The 19,419-nt window shown below is 38.9% G+C and carries 16 protein-coding genes, 1 pseudogene and 1 riboswitch; of the genes and pseudogenes, 13 read left to right on the forward strand and 4 right to left on the reverse strand.

The features are described from left to right. Position 1: 1 nt before the first annotated feature. From IGI46_RS11165 to IGI46_RS11175, 3 genes are all read right to left on the reverse strand, one after another. On the reverse strand, positions 2 to 766 hold the full coding sequence (locus tag IGI46_RS11165; RefSeq protein ID WP_333560022.1) for an ABC transporter permease: 765 nt from the start codon (positions 764 to 766) through the stop codon (positions 2 to 4). Beyond that, positions 735 to 1,130, reverse strand: coding sequence for a thiamine-binding protein (locus IGI46_RS11170; RefSeq protein WP_429973454.1), 396 nt, complete (start codon positions 1,128 to 1,130; stop codon positions 735 to 737). The genes IGI46_RS11165 and IGI46_RS11170 overlap by 32 nt, the downstream gene beginning before the upstream one ends. Then, positions 1,116 to 1,215: riboswitch (TPP riboswitch) on the reverse strand. (Overlaps the previous gene by 15 nt.) A gap of 110 nt (positions 1,216 to 1,325) precedes the next feature. After that, positions 1,326 to 2,081, reverse strand: a complete 756-nt coding sequence (locus tag IGI46_RS11175; protein ID WP_270660498.1) for a DeoR/GlpR family DNA-binding transcription regulator — start codon at positions 2,079 to 2,081, stop codon at positions 1,326 to 1,328. A 168-nt stretch (positions 2,082 to 2,249) separates the two neighbouring features. Between IGI46_RS11175 and IGI46_RS11180 the strand changes: the two genes are divergently transcribed. The 10 genes from IGI46_RS11180 to IGI46_RS11225 all read left to right on the forward strand — a co-directional run bounded on the left by IGI46_RS11180 (position 2,250) and on the right by IGI46_RS11225 (position 15,330). After that, on the forward strand, positions 2,250 to 3,080 hold the full coding sequence (locus IGI46_RS11180) for a sugar phosphate isomerase/epimerase family protein (RefSeq protein WP_429963227.1): 831 nt from the start codon (positions 2,250 to 2,252) through the stop codon (positions 3,078 to 3,080). Between the two features lies 1 nt (position 3,081). Next, entirely contained in the window at positions 3,082 to 4,164 is a 1,083-nt protein-coding gene (locus IGI46_RS11185; protein ID WP_270660500.1) for a Gfo/Idh/MocA family protein, read from the forward strand. A 10-nt stretch (positions 4,165 to 4,174) separates the two neighbouring features. Next, positions 4,175 to 4,978 carry an alpha/beta fold hydrolase gene (locus IGI46_RS11190; RefSeq protein ID WP_429973455.1) on the forward strand — a complete coding sequence of 268 codons (804 nt, stop codon included), beginning with the start codon at positions 4,175 to 4,177 and terminating at the stop codon, positions 4,976 to 4,978. 53 nt (positions 4,979 to 5,031) lie between these two features. After that, positions 5,032 to 6,168, forward strand: a complete 1,137-nt coding sequence (locus IGI46_RS11195) for a glycerate kinase family protein (RefSeq protein WP_270660502.1) — start codon at positions 5,032 to 5,034, stop codon at positions 6,166 to 6,168. 596 nt (positions 6,169 to 6,764) lie between these two features. After that, the gene (locus IGI46_RS11200; RefSeq protein WP_429973456.1) at positions 6,765 to 9,146 is read left to right on the forward strand and encodes a phosphoketolase family protein; all 2,382 of its coding nucleotides are present in this window, start codon (positions 6,765 to 6,767) and stop codon (positions 9,144 to 9,146) included. Positions 9,147 to 9,495: 349 nt separating this feature from the next. Next, on the forward strand, positions 9,496 to 10,053 hold the full coding sequence (gene hxlB, locus IGI46_RS11205) for a 6-phospho-3-hexuloisomerase (protein ID WP_429963229.1): 558 nt from the start codon (positions 9,496 to 9,498) through the stop codon (positions 10,051 to 10,053). A 16-nt stretch (positions 10,054 to 10,069) separates the two neighbouring features. Beyond that, complete coding sequence (locus tag IGI46_RS11210; protein ID WP_270660506.1) at positions 10,070 to 10,897, forward strand: transketolase; 828 nt, start codon at positions 10,070 to 10,072, stop codon at positions 10,895 to 10,897. Further along, entirely contained in the window at positions 10,897 to 11,814 is a 918-nt protein-coding gene (locus IGI46_RS11215; protein ID WP_270660508.1) for a transketolase family protein, read from the forward strand. The genes IGI46_RS11210 and IGI46_RS11215 overlap by 1 nt, the downstream gene beginning before the upstream one ends. 699 nt (positions 11,815 to 12,513) lie before the next feature. Next, on the forward strand, positions 12,514 to 14,421 hold the full coding sequence (locus IGI46_RS11220) for a glucose PTS transporter subunit IIA (protein WP_270660509.1): 1,908 nt from the start codon (positions 12,514 to 12,516) through the stop codon (positions 14,419 to 14,421). Between the two features lie 63 nt (positions 14,422 to 14,484). Continuing rightward, positions 14,485 to 15,330, forward strand: a complete 846-nt coding sequence (locus IGI46_RS11225; protein ID WP_270660511.1) for a MurR/RpiR family transcriptional regulator — start codon at positions 14,485 to 14,487, stop codon at positions 15,328 to 15,330. Positions 15,331 to 15,888: 558 nt separating this feature from the next. On the opposite strand, the gene IGI46_RS11230 is transcribed toward IGI46_RS11225, so the two are convergent. Beyond that, positions 15,889 to 16,287: a LytR/AlgR family response regulator transcription factor gene (locus IGI46_RS11230; RefSeq protein WP_429973969.1), complete on the reverse strand. Its 399-nt coding sequence runs from the start codon at positions 16,285 to 16,287 to the stop codon at positions 15,889 to 15,891. A 405-nt stretch (positions 16,288 to 16,692) separates the two neighbouring features. Here IGI46_RS11230 and IGI46_RS11235 point away from each other — a divergent pair. The 3 genes and pseudogenes from IGI46_RS11235 (at position 16,693) to IGI46_RS11245 (ending at position 19,174) form a co-directional block, all read left to right on the forward strand. Next, a pseudogene (locus tag IGI46_RS11235) lies at positions 16,693 to 18,053 on the forward strand (Y-family DNA polymerase). Continuing rightward, positions 18,046 to 18,588 carry a hypothetical protein gene (locus IGI46_RS11240; protein WP_429973457.1) on the forward strand — a complete coding sequence of 181 codons (543 nt, stop codon included), beginning with the start codon at positions 18,046 to 18,048 and terminating at the stop codon, positions 18,586 to 18,588. The pseudogene IGI46_RS11235 and the gene IGI46_RS11240 overlap by 8 nt, the downstream one beginning before the upstream one ends. Continuing rightward, complete coding sequence (locus tag IGI46_RS11245; protein ID WP_429973458.1) at positions 18,581 to 19,174, forward strand: SOS response-associated peptidase; 594 nt, start codon at positions 18,581 to 18,583, stop codon at positions 19,172 to 19,174. The genes IGI46_RS11240 and IGI46_RS11245 overlap by 8 nt, the downstream gene beginning before the upstream one ends. Positions 19,175 to 19,419: the final 245 nt, after the last annotated feature.

A 19,419-nucleotide genomic window follows, 5' to 3' on the forward strand; every position in this document is an offset into this window, starting at 1 on the left:
CCTATACTTCTTTTTTCCAGGGCATAGCCAATTTTTCTGCCAAATTGACCAATGCCATCAGTAATAAACTAATTAATGAAATCAAAAAAATTACTGCAAACATCTTGTCAAAATCATAAGATTTTCGTACTCGTGTCATATAGACACCTAATCCTTCAAAGCCGCCCAGCCATTCTGAGATAACCGCACCAATTACTGCATAAGTCACAGCGATTTTTAGAGCAGAAAAAAAATCACCAAGACTTGCGGGAATCTTGATATGCCAGAAAATTTGTCTGCGATTTGCTCCCATCGAACGTAATAGCCGCAATTCATCCTGATCAACAGAAGAAAAGCCATTCAACATAGCAACGGATACTGGGAAAAACACAGTGATGACAATCAAAACAACCTTTGGTAAAACGCCAAAACCAAACCAGATTGTCAATAAGGGTGCAATAGCAACAGTGGGAACAGTTTGCGTTAAAATCAGCAGGGGATAGATAGCTTTTTTCACTCTTTCGAAGTTATCCATAAAAATTGCAACTGCGATCCCCAGTGACATTCCTAAAAATAAACCTAATAACGCTTCGATCAATGTGATTCTGGAATGGAACAATAGTAAATCAAAATCATTGATAAAGGCCTGACCAACCTGTAAAGGAGAAGGGAGCATGAACGTTGGAATCCATCCTAACGAACTAACACCTTGCCACACCATAAGAAGGACGAGTACCGAAACACCAGAGTAGAGGTTAATGCTGGTGCTTTTTCGTCTTTTCTTCAATCCCAAACACATCTCCTTCAGGTTTGTAAGTGATTTTTACATAAGCAGATACGCCTTGAGATCCCGCTTTAATTGCAATCAGTTGACAGTTTTTGACGATCTCCATCAATTCATCATAATTTCCCTCAATACTTGTTTCAAACGCCCCAACCTGATAAGTCAATCCTGTGCTTGCTATATAAGCGATTACTTCATCAACAACACGAACAACTTCTGATTCACCTTCTACTTTTGGTAGTACTTGAATTGCGATACCTGCTTCCATTTTTCTTCCTCTTTTCTTGAAATTAATTAAAATAAAAAGGCATTTTCCCCAATAGAGAAAATGCCTAAAATAACCAAAAATGATTCTTTTTTTTGACATGCTCCCTACGCTGGTCTTAACCAACAGGTTCAAAGGGTCAGGTTTTTAACCTTCTCAACGCTTGTGCGTCCCCCTGCATCTTTATTTAATTGTTTTTAATAATACATTTCTTTGATTTGTTCGTCAACATACTTTTGAAAATCAGTAAAACAAAAAACGATTAAAAACGATAAACGGGTTTTAATCATTTTTGTTTTATACTTGATGAATGTCTAGATCTAGATTGTAATAAGGTTCCAAGATAGCATTATTAATTCCTTTTTCCGTAACAATAGTATCTAAAGAAGTAGCACTATCAACAAAGAAAGTTGAAGTTGTGCCAATTTTTTCTTTCGTTACAATACCGATTTTATGAGAACTTTGTTGAAGCAATTGTTTTTTTATTGCAGCTTCTTCAAATGATGGGACAGTGATCCCTTTTTCAATATCGATTGAAGAGATACCCAGTATACACAGCTCGATATTGATACCTTCAATTGCTTTTAATGTAGCAGAGCCTTTTAATACTTTAGAATGTTTATCCAACTCACCAGGCAACAAATTGATGGTAATATGCTCATGATCGCATAATGCTAATGCAATCGTAGGGCTATTGGTGATAACTATCCCACTATAATCGTTAGGAATGTTCTCTGCGAAAAAAAGATTCGTTGTACCACTATCAATGTAGATTACTTTTTTTCCATCAATTAGTGATGCTGCTTTTTTGGCTAGCATTTTTTTGCTGACTGAGTGTTGATCAATTCGGTGCTCAAATGGCAGGTTGGTGTTATCCAATCTTAGCGCGCCACCGTGAACGCGTTGGACAAGTCCAAGCTTAGCTAGTTCTTGAAGATCTTTTCGAATTGTATCTTCCGTTACCTCTAATTCTTTGGTGAGATCGTTTACTAAAACTTTACCTTCTGCCTCTATTTTGCTCAAAATATATTTGTGGCGTTCGCTTTTTAACATTATTTTCTCCTTTAATCGAAATTTATTGATTTTTATCGTTTTCCATTGTATAATGATAGCATAAAGAAATCGATTAATTACTGACACGTGCTATTTTAATCCATATTTCTTTTGTTGTACACCTAATGTTAGCGCTTAAAAGAAATCAACTTGGAGGATGATGCAGTTATGAAGTTTGGAATATTTTCAAAAGTTTTTCTGAAGTACCCGTTGGACGACGCTTTGAAGAAAATTGCTGGTTTGGGTTTTGAGAGCATTCAATTTAATTTTGCTAATGTTGGTCTACCTAGTTTACCACAGTCTGTAGAGAAACATATTTTAGAGAATATTAAGGACTCTTGTGAAAAAAATGGGGTTGATATTGCCGTCATATCCGGTACGTTTAACACTTTAGAGTTAGATGAGACCAAAAGGAAAGAAAATTTAGCTGGATTTGAAACGGTTGTAAAATCTGCAAAAATGCTAGGCGTTCCTTTTGTTTCTATATCAACAGGTAGCTTTAATCAAGAAGACTTTTGGAGTCCTCATCCTGATAATCATACTGAGAAAGCTTGGGAGGTACTTAGCAAGTCTATCGAAGCTATGCTCAAAGTAGCTGAAGAAAACAACGTCACCATCGTTTTTGAACCAGAGCAGGCAAATGTCGTTAGCTCAGCAGAAGATTCTTTGCGCTTGATTAATCTATTCGACTCTAAACATCTAAGAGTGCTGTATGATCCGGCTAACATCGTGACAATAAAAGATGCTGACAATCAATTAGAAAAAATAGAACGTACACTTGAGCAACTCAAAGATGTAATCTCGCTAGCTCACTGCAAAGACGCTCTTGTGACTGATAAAGAAATCAAATTTGCTCCCGTTGGAAAAGGTACCATTCCATTGGTGGAATACTTAAGGAAACTAACTAAGTTTTATGACGGGCCAATTATTATGCATGGATTAGAAGAAGAAGACATTGAATATGCACTAGAAAATTTAGGATTAATGGAGGAAAAGTAAGATGACAAATATAAAAAAAGATGACAAATTAGTGAAAATTGGGGTACTTGGAGCGGGACAAATTTCACAGGCTGCCCACTTTGATTCAATTAGACGATCTAAAAATGCTGAATTGTATGCAATCTGTGATGTAGATGAGTACTTACTGAATGAAATGAATAGTATCTATCACCCAACGAAATTGTACAGAGACTTTGATGAAATGCTAAAAGATCCAGAAGTTGACGCAGTGGTTATTGGGATCGCAGATAATTTCCACGTGCCAATGTCAATCAAAGCAATCGAAGCTGGAAAGCACGTATTAGTTGAAAAACCTTTAGGCATGTCTATTGAAGAAGTGGAAAACCTTGGTAAAATTGTAGAGCAAGCAAAGGTTCATGTACAGGTAGGAAACATGAAACGCTTTGATCCAGGTATTGAAGCAGCAAAAGACTTTATTGACAATGAAATGGGAGAAATGCTGGCATTAAAAGCTTGGTACTGTGATAATACGTATCGCTACACAACTACTGACAATGTCCAACCAGTGATTCTTACAGGTCCTAATGCGAAAAAACCTGCTGGAGATCCAAAAGCGGATAAGCGTCGCTATTATATGAGAGGTCACGGAAGTCATTTGTTTGATACGGCAAGATATCTTGGCGGAAACATTATAGCTGTAACGGCTTGGCTAACTGAAAAATACGGTTCTTATTCTTGGTTTGTTACGGCAGAATTTGAAAATGGTTTTGTTGCGCAGTTAGATTTAACATTGCAGGTTAGAATGGATTGGCACGAAGGCTTTGAAGTCTATGGAGAAAATGGATCAATATTGGCTAAAACGTATAATCCTTGGACCTTCAGAAGTAGCGATGTAGAGATTTTCAAAGTTGCTGACGATAGTTTCCACCGCCCAATTGCAGTAGATGGACATTTTTATCGTCGTCAAATTGAAGATTTCGCTCAGGCTATTTTGACAGGAAAAGCCGGTAGAGGCGCAACTGTTAAGGATGGAATCGAAGCAATGAAAGTGATGCAAGCAGTGCAAGAGTCTGTAAAAACTGGCCAAAAGGTCTATGTTGATTCTGTTTCAGGAGAGTTATAGGAGGAGTAAAATGGCTTTTTTTAAAAAAGACGACATTGATTTTTACTTTGAAGACGATGCGAATTCAGGGACTCCTTTTATCTTTTTACACGGATTAGGTGGCGATACGGGGCAAACATCTGGATTAATGAAGAAAATAGCCGGCATCAGAAGAATTGTGATGGATTTCAGAGGTCATGGTAAAACCAGATATTTTGGTGACGAGTCGCTGCTTAGCTTCAATCAATTTGCTGATGATGTCAAAGCGTTAGCTGATTATCTAAAGCTAGATCAGTTCTTTTTGGGAGGAATCTCAACGGGAGCTGGAGTTTCGTTAAACTTCGCTCTAAGATATCCAGAAAGAGTGAAGCGTCTCGTTCTTTCGCGACCAGCTTGGGAAGATTGTCCCCAGCCAGCAGATATTCGTGAGGCATTTAAAGTGATTTATCAGCTGTTAAATAACCCGGAAATAAAGGATAAGAAGGCTGAGTACAAGAAAAGCGGCATCTATCAAAAAATGAACAATTTATCTAGCTATGCTGGTGAGACCCTGTTAAGCCAATTTGATTATGCTTACGCTAGCGAGGCATCGCCAAAATTAATCTGTATGCCTGGAGATTCTCCAAATACTGATAGGAATGAGTGGCGCAAGCTTTCTATGCCAACGCTAATTTTGGGTAGTCATTTAGATCCATTACATCCTTATAGCTATGCTGAACTGCTGCATGAATATATTCCAGATTCAGAGTTTAAAGAAATTACTTCAAAAACAATTTCTGGAGAACAGCATGCAAAAGATTCTTACGGAGCTATTTGTTCATTTTTGAATCAGTAAACTAGGAAGCTGGCAACGAGTAGCCATATATAGTTTCCACTAAGGGGTGAAAAGTGAAAATTGTAACTGCGATTGACTCAATGAAAGGGTCGATGACGAGTATTGAGGCGAATAACATTATTGAAAAGGTTTTTGCTGATGAAAACACTGAGGTAAAAAAGATTGCGATTGCTGATGGCGGCGAAGGAACATTAGCAGCATTTCTGGAGAACTACAAGGGAAAGCTAGAGCAAATACCTGCCCATGATTTATCTGGAAATGAGCTAACGGCTTCTTACGTATGGATAGCGAGTGAGAAGCTGGCTGTTATTGAATCTGCTGACACTGCGGGCATCCAGTTTTTGACGGAGGAAAGCACCACACATCCGAGCAATACGAATACTTTTGGCGTTGGCGAAACCATTTTAGCAGCTTTGCATAAAGGTGCTAAAAAAGTAATCATTGGGTTAGGTGGAACTGGAACCGTTGATGGCGGAATCGGCGCGATGGCTGCTCTAGGTGTAATTTTTATTGATTCTGATGGGCAACATCTTGAACCAATAGGAAAGAATATTGGTAAGGTAGCTGAAATATCTTATGCGGGAGTTAGTCCTCTAATAAATGGTGTAGAGTTCCTGCTAGCAACTGACGTTAATAGTTACCTGACCGGTGATTCTGGTGCTGTAAAAATGTTTGGCAAGCAAAAAGGCATTCATGTGAACGAGCAAGATTCTTACGAAGCAATGATGAGTCACTATGAGAAAATACTTTTAAGAAGTAGTGGCAAAGGTAAAGTTGCCGGAGATGGCGCAGCTGGTGGTCTTGGAATTGGGTTGCGTGTATTACTCAATGCTGAAGTTTTATCGGGTTTTAAAATCATCTCTGAGTATTCTGGGCTTACGAAAGAATTGGAAAACGCAGATTTAGTGATAACCGGTGAAGGGAAAATGGACGCACAAAGTTTACAAGGCAAAGTTCCTGTCGGAATCAGTATGCTTGCAAAACAGCGAAGCACTCCTGTAGTTGCTTTTGTCGGAATGTTTGATGGCGATTTAAGTTTATTCAAGGAAGCTGGTATCGATGCTGTAGTTTCGATCATTTCTAAAATAACCACCTTAGAAACTGCTCTTTCACAGGCTCACAGTAATTTAGAAAAAGCTGCAATCACGGCAAAAAATCTATTGTTCTTGTTGGGTAGAAAGTCGAAATGACGCCTTCGTTCTTTTGAGCGATAAACCACTGTTTTGTAAATATAAATATCTATCAATTAAGGAGAGGCGATTGGTCTCTTCTTTTTTGTCGTGAGACACTGCGATTCGAAGTTTATTTCTCCGAGAACAGATGTCGGACAATAGCGTCGGCGGTCAAAGAAGCCGAGTATCCTATTAATCTAAAAGAAAGCGTGTTGCTGAATTTTAATAACAAAATACCGAAATGCTATGTAGGTTGCTACCAAAATATTTCAAGGATGGGAAAACAATAACCAATCTTTTTGAGCAGCATCATTGTTTATTAAGGAATATAAATTGTAAACGGATTATTCAGTTTTCAATTATACCTTTTGGGATTTTTTTAGAAAGAATTTCGACTATCGTTATATATCGGAATCAATAACAAACAATTGCTCTTGCTGTTGAACGAAGCCTAAAAAAACCGGATATTGATTGATATATATCAATTTCGATAAAAAACAATTTGAAAACGTTTGAATCGATTAAATATGTAAAAAATACCAAAAACCCCTTTACTTGTTCATATTTTCACGATATAGTCATCTGGTAATAAAAATTTAAAAAGGAGTTTTTATATGACAACCCAATTTGATTCAGAAGATTATTTAGCAAAAGTTGATGCTTGGTGGCGGGCAGCAAACTACATTTCAGTAGCTCAGATGTATCTAAAAGATAACCCTTTACTAAGAAAACCGATCCAAAAAGAAGACGTGAAGACTCATCCAATTGGACACTGGGGCACGATTGCTGGACAAAACTTTTTGTACGCGCATTTAAATCGAGCAATTAATAAATTTGATCTAAATATGTTTTATATCGAAGGGCCTGGACATGGCGGGCAAGTAATGGTTTCGAACTCATATATTGACGGAAGCTACACAGAAATTTATCCTGAGATCACAGAAGATGAAGCTGGTTTGAAACAGTTATGTAAAGTTTTCTCTTTTCCAGGAGGTATTGCTTCACATGCTGCTCCTGAAACACCCGGTTCCATCCATGAAGGTGGCGAACTAGGTTATGCATTGTCACACGCAACCGGCGCTATTTTAGATAACCCTGATGTAATTGCAGCTACAGTAGTCGGCGATGGCGAAGCTGAAACTGGTCCATTAGTAGCTGGCTGGTTTTCGAATGTATTTATTAATCCAGTTAACGATGGCGCTGTTTTACCGATTCTTTACTTAAACGGTGGAAAAATCTCAAATCCAACGATTCTTTCTCGTAAAACCAATGAGGAATTAACCCAATACTTTGCAGGAATGGGCTGGAAGCCATATTTTGTGGAAGGAACTGATCCGGAAAAAGTTCACCCAATGATGGCAGAAACTTTGGATGCCGTGATTGAAGAAATTAAAGCGATCCAAGCGGAAGCACGTAAAGGTGACGCTAAGGATGCTGATATGCCAAAATGGCCAGTGATCATTTTCCGCACACCAAAAGGCTGGACTGGCCCTGAAACTTGGGATGGCGAACAAATTGCCGGTACCTTCAGAGCTCACCAAGTACCAATCCCAGTGGATTCTGAACATATGGAACACATTGACAAATTCGTAGAATGGTTGAAATCTTACCGTCCTGAAGAATTATTTGATGAAAATGGCAAAATTGTTGAGGAACTAAAAGCAATTTCTCCTAAAGGTGACAAACGTATGTCGACCAACCCGATTACTAACGGCGGTATTGATCCAAAACCGATGAAGATGCCAGATTGGAAACAATATGCAATCGATACGACAACTCCAGGTGCGGTAATGGCTCAAGATATGATTATCTTTGGTCAACAAGCTCGTGATATGATTACTGAAAATCCTGATAACTTCCGTATTTTTGGTCCAGATGAAACTAAATCTAATCGTTTGAATAAAGTCTTTGAAGTCACTGATCGCCAATGGCTAGAACCTAAAAACAGCACCGACGAATGGCAATCTTCTGTCGGTCGGGTAATCGATGGTCAATTATCAGAGCATCAAGCTGAAGGATTCTTGGAAGGCTATGTACTAACAGGACGTCATGGTTTCTTCGCCAGCTACGAATCTTTCTTGCGTGTAGTTGATTCAATGTTGACACAGCATTTCAAATGGATGCGTAAAGCTAGTGCCCATGCTTGGCGTAAAAAGTATCCAGCCTTGAATGTTATTGCTACTTCAACTGTTTTCCAGCAAGACCATAACGGATACACACACCAAGATCCAGGTGTGTTAACTCACTTAGCAGAAAAGAAACCTGAATTTATTCGTGAATACCTACCAGCAGATGCTAACAGCCTGATGGCGGTTATGGATAAAGCAATGCAAGACGAACAAGTCATTAACTTGATTGTTTCCAGCAAACATCCACGTCCGCAATTTTATTCAATTGATGAAGCGGAAGAATTAGTGGAAAAGGGCTTGAAGGTGATTGATTGGGCAAGTACTGATAATGGCGGCGAACCTGACTTAGTTATCGCTGCAGCTGGTACAGAACCAAACTTAGAAGCTTTAGCTGCCGTGTCAATTTTGAACAAGCAGTTCCCTGAGTTAAAAATCCGCTTCATCAACATTGTCGATATTTTGAAGCTGCGTCACCCAGATGTAGACCCTCGTGGGTTAAGCGATGATGAATTTGATGCTTTGTTTACGACTGATAAACCAATTGTCTTTGCTTTCCACGGGTATGAAGGAATGGTTCGTGACATCTTCTTTGATCGCAGCAATCACAACATCCATATTCATGGCTACCGGGAAAATGGCGATATCACTACTCCGTTTGATATGCGGGTATTTAGCGAAATGGATCGTTTCCACTTAGCACAAGACGGGGCAAATGCTGCATTAGGTGAAAAGGCTGCGGAATTCTCTAACAAGATGGACGAAACCTTAAGTTTCCACCATGACTTTATCAGAACCGAAGGAACCGATATTCCTGAAGTTGAGAACTGGAAATGGGAAGCATTGAAAGTACCAGTGACACAACGGTAATAACTGGGACACATGCGAACTTTCTTCTATAGTATAGTTTAAATCATTTCGGCCACCGGATATTTTCTGATTGAAGATATCTGGTGGCCTTTTTGGGTGATTTCGCGGCGGCGTACAAGCATAAAACAGAGATAAATGCTTGTATTTCGCCTTTTTTGTTCACGTATTCACTTTATATCTAAAGAAAATAATTTCGCGTACACGACATAAATTTTCTCCATAAGCAATATATTTGATCATGAATACGCTTTATGCGAAAGAAATTTTGCGAAAAGTCTTGACTGTTGAGCTGGAACCGCTTATACTTCTATTTGTAAACGAAATATATTTCGTATAGGAGGAAGAAACATTGAGTTTGAACAAGTATGAAGAACAAATTGTAGGAGAGATTTCACAATCGTTAGCTAAAATTTCTGATGAAGAGTTTAATCAAGCATTAGAGCTAATTGAAGCGTCACCTAAAATTTTCGTGTTGGCGCTGGGTAGAGCAGGATTTGCGATTAAATCGTTCGCGATGCGTTTGATGCACATGGGTAAAGATTCTTATGTAATTGGTGAAACAATCACACCAAATTTTGAAAAGGATGATTTGTTAGTCATTGCTTCTGGATCAGGTGAGACGAAACAATTTTTGCAGATGGCAGAAAAGGCCCAAGGCTTTGGAGGTAAGGTATTAGCGTTTACTGGAAACGGCAATTCAACATTAGCTAATCTGGCAGATGCAAAAGTAGTCATTCCAGCACCAAGTAAAAATGTGGAAGAAAGCAGCTTCACGTCAGCTCAACCGATGGCATCCCTTTATGAACAATCAGTACTGCTGCTAGGCGATTCAATTGTCTTAGGACTAATGGAAAAATCAGATAAAGAAAATGAAGAAATGTTCAAAAAACACTCAAACTTAGAATAAACTTGGAGGATTAAAAATGACTACAGCAAGAACAGAAGAACTGAAACAAATTGCCAATTCAGCGAGAATTGACATCATCGACATGCTTACCGAAGCAGGCTCTGGACATCCAGGCGGTTCATTATCAATCATAGATATCGTAACCGTATTGTTCTACGACAAAATGAACATCGATCCGAAGAATCCTAAAATGGAAAACCGCGATCGCTTAGTTCTTTCAAAAGGACACGTAGCTCCAGCCCTTTATGCAACATTGGCGAACAAAGGCTACTTCCCGAAGGATGAATTAATGAAGCTTCGTAAAGCCGGCGAAATGCTGCAAGGACACCCAGACATGAAATCAACGCCTGGTGTGGATGCATCAACTGGTTCATTAGGACAAGGCTTAAGTATTGCGAACGGCATGGCGTTAGCTGCGAAATTAAACAAACAAGATCACACAATTTACGCGATTTTCGGTGATGGTGAATTACAAGAAGGTCAAGTTTGGGAAGCAGCCATGAGTTCTGCTCACTACAACTTAGACAACGTGATTGCTTTTGTTGACCACAACGGGTTACAAATTGATGGAACCAACGATGAAGTCATGACTGTCAATCCAATCGACGAAAAATTTGCTGCATTCAACTGGGAAGTCATCAAAATCGACGGCCACGATATCGATCAAATATCAAATGCCATCGACGAAGCGAAAAAAGTTGAAGGCAAACCAACTGTAATTATCGCCGCAACTGCTAAAGGCAAAGGCGTATCATTCATGGAAAATGATGGAAGCTGGCACGGAGTTGTTCCAAATGCTGAACAACATGATGCTGCAATCAAAGAATTGAGAGGTAACGAATAATGAACGCACCAACTAGAGAAGCTTTTGGAAAAACCTTAGTAGAATTAATCGACAATGAAGATGTTGTCGTCTTGGATGCCGACTTAGCGCATGCCACTAAATCAATGATGTTCGCCGATAAATGCCCAGAACGATTCTTCAATATGGGGATCGCGGAAGCAGATATGATCGGAACTGCTGCCGGATTAGCATTAAGCGGCAAAATTCCTTTTGCCAGCACTTTCGCAGTGTTCGCGACAGGTAGAGCGTTTGACCAAATCAGAAACTCAGTTTGTTACCCTAAAGCTAACGTAAAAATTGTCGGTACTCACGCTGGGATCAGTGTTGGAGAAGATGGTGGGACTCACCAAGCGATTGAAGATATCGCGATTATGCGCAGCCTGCCAAATATGACAATTATCCATCCATGTGATGATGTAGAAGCAAGACAAGCCGTGCTTGCCGCTGCTGAATTCCAAGGACCTGTATACTTACGTATGAGCCGCGTTGCAACACCAACTTTACACGATGAAGATTACAAATTCGAAATCGGTAAAGGTGAAGTAATGCGGGAAGGTAAAGATATCGCGATTGTTGCAACTGGATTAATGGTTGCCAAAGCGAAGGAAGCGGCTGAACAATTAGCCGAAGCTGGAATCGATGCGAAAGTCATCAACATCCCAACTATCAAACCATTAGATGAAGAATTACTTTTAGCAACTGCGAAAGAAGTCAAAGGTTTCGTAACTGTTGAAGAACACAACGTTATCGGTGGACTAGGTGGCGCAGTTAGCGAATTGTTAGCTCAAAACGAACCGAAGAAAATCAAAATGGTTGGCGTACAAGATAAATTTGGTAAATCTGGTAACCCGGACAAATTGTTCGAAATGTACGGCTTAACCGTTGAGAAAATTGTTGAAGCTGCTAAAAGCTTATAATTTACATGGGTAATAAGACTAAGTAGTATCAAGCTCAATTAGTAAATGAAAAAAGTATTTTTCAGAGGAATCTTTGAGAAAACCATAAGACATGCAACTCTAGTATGTCTTGTGGCTTCTCGCTAATTGATTTCACAAAGCTAAGGAATTGAGAAAATTTTTAGAACTTATAAATAGATGATTTGACATTCAGGATTCATGCAACTGCCTGAAGTCAAAATATAGCAATTGTGTAACCGCTTCCTTATGCAAGTCAATCAAACGAACATCAATAAAAACTGAAAAAGACCTTTTAAATTTAGGGTAGATGAGCTTGATCGTTCTGATTCCTTCGTTTCAATCAACGAACCGTCAGTACTTAGTCTGTTATAGGTGATGATCTTAGTGACTTCTGATTATCATCCGCTATAAAAATCAAATAAGGAGGGACTTAATCGAATGATGGCAACTCAGGAACGAAAATGAACCGTTACGTTCTTGATGCAACCAGACATTCAAACTAGCACGTTTGCAAAAGGATTTTAAGGAACAGCTCGCAATCTACAGCAATGATTCTTACTACGCTACAAGTAATTGATAATAAATCATGCACTTATGGAAGTTACGTTATATAGTAAATACAAGATGAACAGCGAATAAGACGATTATTGCCGTCAGAAGGGTAAAAAAATGTGGTAAAGAAAAAAGGAGGTATTCAATATGAAATATGAAGCTACTGTGGACGGAATTGTAAAGAATATCGGTGGTATTAGTAATCTTGAAAGTGCAACGCATTGTGCGACAAGACTGCGTTTTAAACTAGGAGATATGGACAAACTGAATGAGGCTGGTTTGAAAAAGACCAAATCTGTCATGGGTGTCCGGGTTATGGAAGGTAACGAAATCCAAATTATCATCGGGACTGATGTGAGTACCGTATACGAAGAGTTTATGGATATCACGGGCTTTAAGGGAACTGGCGGCGGAAGTTCAGCACCAGCTAAAAAAGGCAAGCTGACTTTAAAAGGTGCCGGTGCGATGGTGGTTGAGTATCTTAGTGGAACTGTTGCTCCGGTAATTCCGATTTACCTTGGTTGTGGGATGCTGTTGGCATTTCTGACAATTTGTACCAATTTCTTAGGCTTAGATGCGGATAGCGGCGTGGTTGTGATCTTGAATGGCGCGGCTGGTGCTGGTTTCTACTTCATGCCAATCGTTTTAGGTTGGTCAGCCATGGCAAAACTAAAAGCCGATCCAGCGCTAGGAGCGTTACTTGGGATGGCTTTGTTAGCACCTGAAATCAACAACGCAACTGGACTTGATTTCTTAGGATTGCCAGTGACCGCGGTTCAGTACAATGGCTCATTCTTGCCAATGCTGTTGGGTGCTGCCTTCATGGCGATGGTTTATCGTTTCTTCAAAGACAAAATTCCGCAAGCTGGACGTTACTTCTTGCTGCCGTTAGTAACCTTAGTAATTTCGATTCCAGTTACTTTAGTCATCTTAGGACCAATCGGTTACGTGGCCGGAACTCAATTGATGGCTTTCTTGAACATGATTGCTGGTCAATTTAAACTAGGTGCTTTAGCTATTTGGGGCTTCTTCACACCGCTAAGTATCATTACTGGGATGGACAAAGCCGTTTACTTCATTAATATGGAACACTTGAATGCAGTCGGCTTTGACAATATCTTCTTGCCTGGGGGACTTGCAGGGAACTCAGCGATTGGTGGTGCAGCGCTAGCTGTTTGGTATTTGAGTAAAAATGTTGATACGAAAGCAATTGGTGCCTCTTCAGGAATCACGGCAATTATCGGGATCACCGAGCCTGCCTTGTATGGTATCTGTGTAAACTTCAGGACACCCTTGTTAGGTGCTATGACGGGTGCTGCAATCGGGTCAGTGTTTGCTGGTTTAGTCGATTTGAAGCAATACGTATATGCAGGTCCAGGACTTGTGACTTCACCAGTGTATATTTCACCAGATGGCAGCATGACTAACTTTATCTTCTGTTTAGTAACCATCGGTGTTTCGGCCATTGCTGGATTTGCCATGACGTATATCTTTAGCGCCAAAGACAAACGCCAATACGATGGTGAGCCAGATGAAGTAGTGGCAGTTGCTGATCTCCCTGAAACTGCTGACGGACCTGGTATCGCTGAAAACATCAAGGAAGTGGATATGTTCCAAATCTGTGATGGAAAAGTATTGAAAATGGAAGAAGTCTCTGATGCAGTCTTCTCACAAAAAATGATGGGTGACGGCTATGCTGTCAAACCAACAGACTCAACTATGTATGCACCCGTTTCAGGAACCATTAAAACCATCTTTGAAACCAAGCATGCTATCGGAATTGAAACCTACAATGGATTAGAAGTATTGGTTCATATGGGAATTGACACAGTAGCATTAAAAGGCGAGCCTTTCGATCTCTTAGTTAAAGTGGGCGATAAAGTTACTGAGCAAACGCCAATTGCTAAAGTAGATTTAGCAAAAATCACTGCTGCAGGCAAGTCAGATGAAATGGTTGTTGTGATTACTAATATGGCAGCAGTTAAAGAGATTGATGTTATTGGAAATGATAATGGTCAAAAGCATAATCTTGTAGCAACGGTTGAACTAAATTAAATTTGGTTATACAGCCGCTATCGTTTATAATGAATAAAAGTCGGATAGTGCGAGGTGTGAATTATGAACGATACGAATGTTTTACAATCATTGAAAGCCATTTATGATGATCTCTTTGAACAAGAGAAAAAGGTCGCAGACTTTGTTTTAGAGCATCCCAGCGAGGTAACCAATATGAGTGTAACTGAACTGGCAGAGCATTCAAACGTCAGTGAAGCAACGATTATGCGGCTGTCGAAAAAAGCTGGATGCAAAGGCTTTTATCATTTTAAAATTTCCTTAGCTAGAAATATTCAAGATGAAAATACTGACCAGAGTTATGAAATCGATTTGAATGATTTTAATACCTCCATTCACAATATTTTTCAGTTCAAATGTGAAGAGCTGAAAAAGGGCGATGAATTAATTAATCGCGAGACGGTAAAAAAATCACTGGAATTAATTAAGACCTGTGATACGCTCTACATTTTTGGCGCAGGAAACACCAATCCCATCGCAGTCTATGCCGGATATCAATTTACCCAATACGGCATTCGTACAAATGTGGATATCGGACCGGAAATGCAGACGAATGCTGCTTTTCGAATGACGGAAAAGGATGCGTGCTTGCTGATCTCTAACTCAGGCAGTACCAATATGATCTTGGATATAGCGACGATTGCGAAGGAACGCAACACTCCTTCGATTGCTATCACCAGCTATGAAAAATCTCCATTAGTCAATTTAGTCGACCACTTACTGTTAAGCTATACCAGTGAGAAAACCTATTTCGAAGCAGTCAGTTCAACTAGAATGGCTCATTTAGCGATTATTGACATGCTGCTGTTGCTGCTGTCGGTAGACGAAGATGGCAAATATCATCGCTACAGCTCAGATCGGGAAGAATTTTTAGCGAAGTACAAATCGTGAGATTACTCTTTCAATTTTGAAAATTAGTTATATTTCTTGCGACTGAACTAATCAACTGATGCTGAAGTAGCGGACTAAACCAAATGAACTAGAAATACAAACAGCTAGGTGGCTCCTTTTGTCTAGCTGTTTGTTTGATGTGTCATTATTCTTTTAGACTTTGGTTGCAGTAATTCACCAATGATTGACTACGTAAAATCAGTTTCTCAACCTATAAGTATACTGATTGGTAATTTGTGGAACCATTTAACCAATTCAGGTCTGAGAACCAGCAGAAGTGAGAGGATTCTCAGCTAACTTAAATCTGGCAAAATCTAAATTAGTGAACCAACCATATTTCCGTTAGCTCAAGGGAAGAAAGCCCATGATTTTCTGGAGTCTGGAAAAAGCATGGGCAAGATCCTATTTGAACCGTAAACTTAATAAGGATACCTCCAGAAAGACGCAAAGTTCTCAATTCAGAGCTTTGCGTCTTTTTCTGGAGGTAGGTTATGAAAAGATTTTCCAGAATTCGTTCTATTCCCATCCAGCTATGTATCAAACATAACGGGCAGTTACTTATTGTATTAGCTCGTTAATCTCTGATATTTTCTTCTTTAATGATGCATAATACGATCTTGAAACCGGACATTTTTTTTCATCAATAAGAAAAAGCTCTCTTCTCTTTTTATCCAATCCTATGACGTTGTCCCAATTTACAATATATCCCTGATGTGTTCTTAAAAATGAATGATTCAATTTCTCAACTTCTTTTAAGGTCGAAATAAACTCAATAGATTTGTTTTTTGAAACAAGTTTTATTTTATGTTTAGCTCCAGTAGTTTCAAAGTAATAGATATCATCTTTGAAAACTTCAAAATGATAGTATCTTCCAGAGAATGAAAGAATCTCTCTAGTATTCGAAGGGGAAATATTTTTCTGAATAAAATGAATAGTATCCTTTAATCTTGAACCAATTGTTTCATCTGTACCGGCTTTGTCTAAAAAATCAAGTGCTCCACTATTAACTTAGAAGGCATATGAAACATATCTGCCCACCGTTATCTATGAAATGAGTTAATATTATGGATTGGATAATCACGCAGAACAAATTGAGAATTTTGAAAGAATAGAAAATGCGCGTAATTGGTTGCAATTGCTAACAATTTTTATAGCTATGTCTCCCATTAGACTAATACTTCCTTAATATCACCGTTTTGACATACTGGAATAAAAATATCTAACAAAGAAGCCTAAAATAAGTCTGAGTAATTTGGGTGGATACAGTAGTAGCTTAGAAAATTTAAGAAAAGTAAAATGTTCCCCTTTACAAAAACAAACGTATGTTCGTATAATGATATTATAGAGATTGGAGCGATGAGCATGTATGAAACGGACTTAATCTTCGATATTAGAAAGGAACCTAGCCGAGACGTTTTGTGCCTAGACTGTATCAGTTTTTATGCCAGTGTCGAATGTATTGAACGAGGACTTGATCCCTTGAAAGCAAAATTAGTAGTTATGTCTTATCCGTCAGATGATCCGGCTTTGCGTGGAAGTGGGTTGATTCTTGCTTCTTCACGAATGGCGAAAAAGGCTTATGGTATCAGCAATGTCAGTCGAGCACATGATTTACCTTTTCCTTATCCAGCAGATTTAACGATTGCAGCACCACGAATGTTGCTATATATGAAAAAGAACCAGGAAATCAATAATATTTACAAAAAATACGCGGATGAAGCCAATCATCATGTTTATTCAGTGGACGAAAGTTTTTTGGATGTAACTAATTCGATTCGGCTCTTTGGCTGTAAAAATGCCTATGAACTAGCCCGTAAAATTCAAGAAGATGTACGAAAATACACGGGAATTTATGTAACTGTGGGAATCGGTGATAATCCTTTATTAGCTAAATTAGCTCTAGATAATGCAGCTAAACGTACAAAAGATATGATTGCCGAATGGCGGTATGAAGATGTTCCTAATACTCTCTGGAAAATTGAAGATATCACTGATTTCTGGGGAATAGGTAACAAGACAGCAATCCGATTAAAGAGGATGGCATTTCTTCCGTTTATGACTTAGCGCACACTAATTATTATCTGCTTAAAGAACGTTTAGGGGTGATGGGAGCGCAATTGTATGCCCACAGTTGGGGTATTGATCGCTCATTTCTGGGAGAATCTATTCAAGAAGCATCTAAATCCATTGGGAACAGTCAGGTGTTGGACAAAGATTATACATACCGCAGTGAGCTCGAAATCGTTCTTTTAGAGATGGCAAATCAAGTGGCAACTCGTCTTAGAAGAAACGGTGCCAAAGCTCAAGTGATCAGTTTGTTTTGTGGTTATAGCATGGGGTATCTTGATCGGAATGGCAAGCGAGGTTTTCACCAACAGATGAAAGTACCCGCAACAAACTCATCCAAAGAAATTAATGAGTATTTGCGCCAAATCTTTGATCGCTATTATCGGAATCAGGATATTCGGACCATTGGTGTCAATACAGGTGGCTTGATTTACACGGATGCACTGCAATTGAACCTATTTGAAGATAGTGAAAAGCAAGTCGATCGGGCAAAAATTGAGCATGTTGTAGACACGATTCGGAAAAAGTTTGGCTTTAAATCGATTGTTCATGCAGTTAGTCTCTTAGAAGGTGGTAGAGCAATTGCTCGTTCTACATTAATTGAGGGTCATGCAGGTGGTATGGCAGGAATTGAAAGTGGTGAATCTCATGGTTAAGCGCACAGAGAAAAAATTTACTGATTATAATGATTACCATGACAGAGGATTTATGAAATGGGTAATAGCCTACGCGATGGATGAGTTGGTTAAAGGAATTGAACAAAATCGCATGGAAGCCTTGAAAGATATTCCGATTCTTCCACAAATGAGTCAACTGGAAATCGATGAAGCGCTGCCGGAAGCTTATAATTTTAAAAAGCCAGTTTCTATACAACTAAATCGAAAAGATAAGTTCGGGCGGCAAACCGAGTCGGTTATTGGTGAATTCAAAGGGTATCTCAGAGATGACGAATTATTAATTGGCGATGAATGGATTCTATGGGAGGATATCCGAAACATCCAAGTGCTCTATGATGAAAAATGGTTCAAGGTAGAGCTGTTTAAACGTGATCAAAAGAAAGAAGAAATAAAAAAATATCGCAAGGAGCATAACCCGTTTGAAATCTCAGAAGAGAAAGATATTTATTATTACTTAGGGTCAGACCTTCATTTTATTGACGACTTTAATCAGACAGCAAACTGGATTGAGTAAGGGAGGGATTATTCTGTGTGGACGAATCAAACTCACGCTTCAAGAGGAAGAAGAGCTTCAAGCAATTATCAAAAACGTAGAGAAGAATGGCTATAGCTACAAAGAGGACGAAATTTTTCCATCAGAAGAAGCAGCTGTGTTAGTCAATGATGGCACCAACAGAGTGAAGGCCGTCAGCATGGTTTGGGGATTCAAGATGCCACCAAAGAAACAACTGCTCATTAATGCCAGGTCAGAAACTGTTTTAGAAAAAGCAAGCTTTGCTGAAGCGTTTGAAAGAAATCGTTGTGTCTTTCTATCTACTGGATTTTATGAATGGGACCAAAACAAACGGAAAGTATTGTTTAGCAATAGCAATGGAAAAGCCCTTTATCTAGCAGGATTCTATAAGACATTTGATGATGGATGCCGGAGTGTTGTTTTAACAACCAAAGCGAATGAATCCGTTTGCCCAGTTCATGATAGGATGCCGGTAATCTTACAAAAAAATCAAATTAGGAAGTGGCTGTTGGATTATTCTTTTTCGGAAAGGTTAATGTTGCAAAATACTACTTGTCTCGAATTGGTCAGTAGTGGTCGAAAATAATAATGTCTTAGAGGGAAAACTACTGCCTATTGTCGCTACAAAATCACGCAAAATTTGATTAAGCATCTAAAAGTTATAACATAGTCCTTTGAGATAATTGACAGAAATCGAGTTTCAAACATTTCTCTGGTGTCTCTATAAATGTAAGTATCTTTATGGTTTGTTCGCATCATTTTATAATTTGAATTTTGTGAGGGTGACCTCAAGTTTATAGTTTCTGATTGCCGGTCTTAACTGGAATAGGA

Origin of the sequence: Enterococcus sp. AZ163 (assembly GCF_050498925.1) — a bacterium.
Lineage (GTDB): Bacteria > Bacillota > Bacilli > Lactobacillales > Enterococcaceae > Enterococcus_A > Enterococcus_A ferrettii.

What these genes read in the sequence shown, in the direction of transcription:
- IGI46_RS11170 (WP_429973454.1), bottom strand. Translation starts at nt 1,130, where the DNA reads ATGTCAAAAAAAAGAATCATTTTTGGTTATTTTAGGCATTTTCTCTAT.
- IGI46_RS11175 (WP_270660498.1), bottom strand. Translation starts at nt 2,081, where the DNA reads ATGTTAAAAAGCGAACGCCACAAATATATTTTGAGCAAAATAGAGGCA.
- IGI46_RS11180 (WP_429963227.1), top strand. Translation starts at nt 2,250, where the DNA reads ATGAAGTTTGGAATATTTTCAAAAGTTTTTCTGAAGTACCCGTTGGAC.
- IGI46_RS11185 (WP_270660500.1), top strand. Translation starts at nt 3,082, where the DNA reads ATGACAAATATAAAAAAAGATGACAAATTAGTGAAAATTGGGGTACTT.
- IGI46_RS11190 (WP_429973455.1), top strand. Translation starts at nt 4,175, where the DNA reads ATGGCTTTTTTTAAAAAAGACGACATTGATTTTTACTTTGAAGACGAT.
- IGI46_RS11200 (WP_429973456.1), top strand. Translation starts at nt 6,765, where the DNA reads ATGACAACCCAATTTGATTCAGAAGATTATTTAGCAAAAGTTGATGCT.
- IGI46_RS11210 (WP_270660506.1), top strand. Translation starts at nt 10,070, where the DNA reads ATGACTACAGCAAGAACAGAAGAACTGAAACAAATTGCCAATTCAGCG.
- IGI46_RS11215 (WP_270660508.1), top strand. Translation starts at nt 10,897, where the DNA reads ATGAACGCACCAACTAGAGAAGCTTTTGGAAAAACCTTAGTAGAATTA.
- IGI46_RS11220 (WP_270660509.1), top strand. Translation starts at nt 12,514, where the DNA reads ATGAAATATGAAGCTACTGTGGACGGAATTGTAAAGAATATCGGTGGT.
- IGI46_RS11225 (WP_270660511.1), top strand. Translation starts at nt 14,485, where the DNA reads ATGAACGATACGAATGTTTTACAATCATTGAAAGCCATTTATGATGAT.
- IGI46_RS11240 (WP_429973457.1), top strand. Translation starts at nt 18,046, where the DNA reads ATGGTTAAGCGCACAGAGAAAAAATTTACTGATTATAATGATTACCAT.